The organism is Vibrio sp. 10N.222.46.A1 (assembly GCF_041473595.1).
Lineage (GTDB): Bacteria > Pseudomonadota > Gammaproteobacteria > Enterobacterales > Vibrionaceae > Vibrio > Vibrio tasmaniensis_A.
In genome coordinates this window covers 1-6,343 of record NZ_JBFRSN010000021.1, presented here as the reverse complement: position 1 = coordinate 6,343, position 6,343 = coordinate 1, and the positions used below count along the sequence as shown (strand labels likewise).

6 protein-coding genes are annotated in these 6,343 nt (G+C 45.0%); 2 read left to right on the top strand and 4 right to left on the bottom strand.

The window, feature by feature from the left end:
* The coding region (locus AB4496_RS00950; RefSeq protein WP_372130497.1) for a PilZ domain-containing protein at window positions 1–1,261 on the top strand (1,261 nt) is incomplete at its 5' end.
* Window positions 1,262–1,365: 104 nt separating this feature from the next.
* Here the strand turns inward: AB4496_RS00950 and serB are convergent.
* Window positions 1,366–2,346 carry a phosphoserine phosphatase gene (gene serB / locus AB4496_RS00945; protein ID WP_009847517.1) on the bottom strand — a complete coding sequence of 327 codons (981 nt, stop codon included), beginning with the start codon at window positions 2,344–2,346 and terminating at the stop codon, window positions 1,366–1,368.
* Window positions 2,347–2,455: 109 nt separating this feature from the next.
* Here serB and AB4496_RS00940 point away from each other — a divergent pair, with 109 nt between their 5' ends.
* Window positions 2,456–3,067, top strand: coding sequence for a YtjB family periplasmic protein (locus AB4496_RS00940; protein ID WP_009847518.1), 612 nt, complete (start codon window positions 2,456–2,458; stop codon window positions 3,065–3,067).
* A gap of 113 nt (window positions 3,068–3,180) precedes the next feature.
* Here the strand turns inward: AB4496_RS00940 and deoD are convergent, their stop codons facing one another.
* The 3 genes from deoD to AB4496_RS00925 form a co-directional block, all read right to left on the bottom strand.
* Window positions 3,181–3,900: a purine-nucleoside phosphorylase gene (gene deoD / locus AB4496_RS00935; RefSeq protein WP_009847519.1), complete on the bottom strand. Its 720-nt coding sequence runs from the start codon at window positions 3,898–3,900 to the stop codon at window positions 3,181–3,183.
* A 63-nt stretch (window positions 3,901–3,963) separates the two neighbouring features.
* Complete coding sequence (locus AB4496_RS00930) at window positions 3,964–5,184, bottom strand: phosphopentomutase (protein WP_102257751.1); 1,221 nt, start codon at window positions 5,182–5,184, stop codon at window positions 3,964–3,966.
* A 76-nt stretch (window positions 5,185–5,260) separates the two neighbouring features.
* A partial coding sequence (locus tag AB4496_RS00925) for a thymidine phosphorylase (RefSeq protein ID WP_372130496.1) occupies window positions 5,261–6,343 on the bottom strand: 1,083 nt, incomplete at its 5' end.

Sequence of the window (6,343 nt, the reverse complement as noted above, 5' to 3'; positions counted from 1 at the left end):
GCCTGAAGCTTCTCGTGAAGAGAGGCAACTGTTCTGGCACATCGGCGGTAAACGTAAAAGTTGGAAGGCGTTCAAATTCTCGGTTTTCGAATTATCCGACGCTGAGCGACAAGCCTTAGCTGAGCATTCAGATACGCTTGCTCAAAGCTCTGCGCAACTGACTCATTGCGGTATCTTGCAAGAGATCGGTGATCACGAAAGTGCTGCCGATTACCTATTAAGTGAAAAACCACGCATTCCAAGCAGTGACCTTAATCGCTTTCGCCATCCTCGAACGGTGGTGGGGAACATTCAAAGTATCTACTTTGATTCCCAAAGTCGTCGTAAAGAACCGAGATATAGCTTTAAATCGCCAATTCAACTCACATCACAAGATAGCCCAACAATAAATGGACACACTGTAGACATATCAAAACGTGGCCTAAGCATTACCCTTGAACACCCAATGGTACTCAAGATTGATGATCCGGTTGTGGTGAATTTTAATGAACTGCAACTCTATGATAAAAACTTGCCATTAAGCACAGTGCCTTACCATGTAATTCGTGTAAGCCCGAACGGTTGCAATGTTCAATTGGTTATCACCGAGAATGCAAAAACAATGCGTACCATCGCCTTCCTCAATGGGCTTATCGATCAGAACCAAAGTAAGCTAAATAAGAAGCAAGAAATACTGCCCACCGATTCACTGCTTAAATCACTGCACACTGTTTTGCTTAACAAAATGGTCAGTAATCCAATTTTCATTGATAAGCCGGGCTCAACGTTGCGTTGTAAGCTCATTGGTGTGAACTTCCCGCTGAACAAGCATCTAGCGTTACTCGCTAAACTTGGGCACAACCAAAAGTTTTCACTGGAACCGATTTTCAAAGGTCACTCTAATTCACTATTAGCTGAGCCACTGAAAAGAATTGAAGGTGCAGAGCCAAAACATCATGACGTATACATTGCTGCGATAAAGTTTGGTAACAAGATTCAATCTGTACATACGAAGTTGGTGAAAGACTTTGCATCTACGAAAGAACGTATCTCGTTCATTAAGAAGGCACAAGATCTGGGTGATGTGTATGTACTGCGAGTCACTACCGCCCCTATCTTTAATCCATTAACAAGTTTGTTCCAATCAGACTTAGCCGAGCTTTCGCGCATCAGTATGCACCAAGCGAAGAAGTTAGAGAGTGAGGTCACCGCTTTTATTGGTTATGGTGAGATAGAAGACATTACCGATGAAGTATTGATTCGATTAGAACTCTCGCACTAAATAACCAGATCAACTTACCGGTTTGTCGACTTATCGGATTTAAAAATAGAAAAAGCAGGCTCATCACCTGCTTTTTTGTATCCGTTATACCGCCCTAAATATGACTAAGGCTTCGCTTGCCAGCTAATTTTTTGCTGCTTAGCTAATACACCTGACAAGATACAAAGCACCCCACCTAAGCCAGCATAACGCACAGCAGTTTGAGCTTGTTGTTCAACTTTCGGTTTTGCATGGTAAGCAATCCCTAAACCGGCAGAACCCATCATAACCAAGTCATTGGCACCATCACCCACGGCAACGGTGTTATGCAGTTCCAGTTCATACTCTTCAGCAAGTTCTACCAAGATATCCGCTTTGGTCTGTGCGGAAACAACATCGCCTAATACTTCACCCGTCAATTTACCATTGACGATCTCTAGCGTGTTTGACTGAGCGTGGTCAAGATCAAGCGTATCTTTCAGGTAGTCTGAGAAATAAGTAAAACCACCCGATGCAATCGCCGTCTTCCAGCCAAGTTTATTCAGAGTATTCACTAGCTCAACCAAGTCTGGCATGAATGGTAATGACTGGCGCACTTGCTCCAGTATCGACTCATCCGCACCTTTCAGTGCCCCAACGCGTTGGCGTAGGCTCTGTTCAAAGTCGAGCTCGCCTTGCATCGCACGCTCTGTTATTTCAGAAACTAACTCTCCGACTCCTGCGAGCTTTGCTATCTCATCGATGCATTCAATTTGAATTGCTGTGGAGTCCATATCCATCACGATCAAACCTGGCTTAGATAAGTCTGGGACCTCGCTAAGGCAAGCATAATCAAGCTTCAGTGCTTGTAAAATTTCTTCGTGTGCCGGGGTTAAGTTCCCTGACATCAGTGCCACTTCGTAATGTCCCACCTTCCACGTATTGAGGATGGTGTTGTAGGTACCAGTGAAAAAGTCGATGTCATCAAATGATTGTGGAGATAAGTACTCACCGAACACAATCCAATTGGCTTTAGATTTTGCGAGTTGAGAAGCGAAACGTGTCTCGGGGAGTCGGGTTAATAATGTCGTATGCCTTTTAATCGGCAGATATTTCTGAGCGTCCATGTGTATGATTCCTAATTAACTATGCTAAACGTTAACCTATTGCAATTTGAAAACGCAAGTCTCAATATGTCTTAATCATAACATTTGTTTATTTCAGGCTTCGTGAAACATGAATGAATCATTGTTCTCAATACGTAACGCTTTACGAGTACTAGCCCTAATTCTGTTGGCTGCTATGTTCGTGGTAACCATTAAAAACACAGTAGTGATCAGTAAAGGTAATGAGAAGATCCAAGCAAAACAGTTGGAAACGCTGACCAAACTACTGATCTCACAGGCATCACTTTCAGCCAGTAAGATGATCACTCAGCAAGACCAAGAGCGCCTGCTAGAGCTCACTAACCAACTCTCTCAGGATCGATTGGTATTTGATACCACCATCTACGATGCAGAAGGGATTCGACTGGCTTCGAGTGAAAAAGCGCTCTCGGTACGCGAAGTTCTTGGCTTAGACACACCTCTTTCAACGGCAAGTATCGGCAGGCAGCAACTCGTTGAACCTATTTACTCTCCAGAGAGTACGATCATTGGCTTTATCCGCGTGACTTTTGAGACAGGAAAAATGACAGCTATTTCTGATCATCACTACCGTAAGAGCGATCGCTACATGATCGGTATGGTCTTAATGGGATTTGTCAGTGGCGTGTTGTTCATCATGCTTATTCGTAAAAGAAAGGCTAAGTCTGGGGAAAACTGGCTGCTTAAAAATGTCAGCTCTTAACGGCTTAGTTTAACAAATCCAATAAAAAGCCCCGAAGCTCAGGCAGCAACGGGGCTTTTGTTATCTATTAAACTTTGCGGTATCTATTAAGCTTTTTGAAATCTATTAGCAGATTAGTCTTGGTCACCAAGCAGCACAGAGTCGAGTGCGATAACCATCATGTCGTTGAAAGTCGTTTGACGTTCATCTGATGTGGTTTGCTCACCAGTTTTGATGTGATCAGAAACAGTACAAATAGTCAGAGCTTTTGCACCGTATTCAGCACATACACCATAGATACCCGCCGCTTCCATCTCTACGCCGACAATGCCGTACTTGTCCATGACTTCGAACATTTCAGGATCTGGCGTGTAGAACAACTCAGCCGAGAATAGGTTGCCAACCTTTACGTCTACACCACGCGCTTTGGCTGCATCTTCTGCCGCACGCACCATTTTGTAATCCGCAATAGCCGCAAAGTCATGACCTTTAAAGCGAATACGATTCACTTTTGAGTCGGTACACGCACCCATGCCGATAACCACATCGCGTACTTTGATATCTTCGCTCACTGCACCACAACTGCCGACACGAATGATCTTTTTCACACCAAAGTCTTTGATCAGCTCAGTCGCGTAAATAGAACAAGATGGAATGCCCATACCATGCCCCATTACCGAAACCTTACGGCCTTTGTAAGTACCCGTGTAACCAAACATGTTACGAACATCGCACACTTGAACCACTTCTTCTAGGAAGGTTTCAGCGATGTATTTTGCACGTAGCGGATCGCCGGGCATTAGAACTACGTCAGCGAAATCACCCATTTCAGCATTAATATGTGGAGTAGCCATTGAAAATATCCTTAATCTCAAAACAAAAAAAAGAGAGAGGTTTCCCTCTCCCTTCGTTAACTATTATAGAAAGCTTGTACCGTGTCCCATTGGCGATGTGCCAAAGTAAGACGCTAAGCTTTGACCGATATCAGCGAAGGTATCGCGACGGCCAAGAGAGCCAGCAGGAACCTTGTTTCCGTAAACAATCACAGGGATATGTTCACGAGTATGGTCAGTACCTGGCCATGTCGGATCACAACCGTGGTCAGCAGTTAAGATAAGTACATCATCTTCTTTCATCATATCGATGATTTCATTGATACGGCCATCGAAGTACTCAAGTGCCGCTGCGTAACCTGCAACATCACGGCGGTGACCGTAAGCTGAGTCGAAATCAACGAAGTTAGTGAACACGATAGTGTTGTCACCCGCTTCATTGATCGCTTCTTTAGTCGCTTCAAATAACGCAGGGATACCTGTTGCTTTGGTTTTCTGAGTAATACCACAACCCGCGTAGATATCAGAGATCTTACCGATTGAGTGAACATTACCGCCCTTCTCATCAACCAACTTCTGAAGAACTGTTGCCGCTGGCGGCTCAACAGAAAGGTCACGACGGTTACCAGTACGTTCGAACTGACCTTTACCTGGGCCAATGAACGGGCGCGCAATAACACGGCCGATGTTGTAGTCTTCTAGCTCTTCACGAGCAATCTGACAAAGGTCTAATAAGTTCTGTAGACCGAATGTCTCTTCATGACATGCGATTTGGAAAACAGAGTCTGCTGAAGTATAGAAGATTGGCAAGCCACTCTTCATGTGTTCTTCACCTAGGTTATCTAGGATTTCTGTACCCGATGAGTGACAGTTACCTAAGAAGCCAGATAGACCTGCACGCTCAAGGATGCGATCAGTCAGTTCTTTTGGAAAGCTGTTTTCTTTGTCGGTGAAGTAGCCCCAGTCAAACAATACCGGTACACCTGCGATTTCCCAGTGACCTGATGGCGTGTCTTTACCAGAAGACAGCTCAGCAGCGTGACCGTACGCGCCAATGATTTCAGCATCTGCATCCATACCAGGAGCAAAGCGACCTGTAGACTCTTTGTGAGCCATAGCTAAACCTAGCTTAGACAGGTTTGGCAGCGTTAGTGGACCTTTACGATCCGCATTGTCTGCAAGACCTTGATCACAATGGTCAGCAATGTGACCCATAGTGTCTGAACCTACATCACCGAATGTGTCCGCATCTGCTGTTTCGCCGATACCGAATGAATCTAAAACTAAAATAAATGCTCTTTTCATTTTCTTCACCAACTTATTGCTCTTTGCACCAGAACTCTGTTTATCGGCATACACAAGGTATGCCGATACCTGTTATTTACACGTCTTCAGAACGAATCTGACGGTAAACGTCTGGCGTTGCTGTATATTCTCCACCCACAGTGATTGCATTTTGTAATGCTTTTGCAGCTTCTTGCCACTGTTGTTCATTGCGAGCATGAATCATTGCTAATGGTTTATCGTCGCTTGCTACTTCACCAAGGCGAATGAAGCTATCAAAACCGACTGCGTAATCAATGCTGTCTGTTGCTACGCGGCGACCACCGCCCATACCAACGACAGCCATACCAATTGCACGCGTATCCATCGCCGATACTACACCGCTTTCTAGCGCATACACTGGTTTAACAATTTCTGCTTTTTCTAGGTAGTTATCGTAGTTCGTTACGAAATCAGTTGGACCACCAAGGCCCGCTACCATTTTACCGAAGCACTCTGCTGCTTTACCGTTATCCAGTACTGCCATCAGCTTTTCACGCGCTTCGTCTGAATCTTTTGCAAGGTTACTCAGAACCAGCATTTCAGCACACGATGCCATCGTAATTTCTAGCAAACGAGGGTTACGATATTCGCCGGTTAGAAATTGAACCGCTTCACGTACTTCTACTGCGTTACCCGCTGAAGAAGCCAGAACTTGGTTCATGTCCGTTAGGATTGCCGTTGTTTTAGTACCCGCGCCGTTTGCTACTGCAACGATAGATTTTGCTAACTCTTCAGACGCTTCGTAAGTCGGCATGAATGCGCCTGAACCTACTTTTACGTCCATCACTAGAGAATCAAGACCAGCAGCCAATTTCTTAGACAGAATTGAAGCTGTGATCAACGATATGTTGTCGACTGTTGCCGTGATATCTCGAGTCGCGTAAACGCGCTTATCAGCTGGCGCTAAATCGCCAGTTTGGCCGATGATCGCTACGCCAGCTTCTTTGGTTACAGCACCAAACACATCGTTGGTTGGTGTAATATTGTAACCAGGGATAGATTCAAGTTTGTCTAGCGTACCGCCAGTGTGACCTAAACCACGACCAGAGATCATTGGAACGAAACCACCACATGCTGCCACCATAGGGCCAAGCATCAGAGAAGTTACGTCACCAACACCACCAGTAGAGTGCTTATC

Excerpts from the sequence above, each read along its gene's own strand:
- AB4496_RS00930 (WP_102257751.1), bottom strand. The coding sequence starts at position 5,184 with ATGAAAAGAGCATTTATTTTAGTTTTAGATTCATTCGGTATCGGCGAA.
- serB (WP_009847517.1), bottom strand. The coding sequence starts at position 2,346 with ATGGACGCTCAGAAATATCTGCCGATTAAAAGGCATACGACATTATTA.
- AB4496_RS00940 (WP_009847518.1), top strand. The coding sequence starts at position 2,456 with ATGAATGAATCATTGTTCTCAATACGTAACGCTTTACGAGTACTAGCC.
- deoD (WP_009847519.1), bottom strand. The coding sequence starts at position 3,900 with ATGGCTACTCCACATATTAATGCTGAAATGGGTGATTTCGCTGACGTA.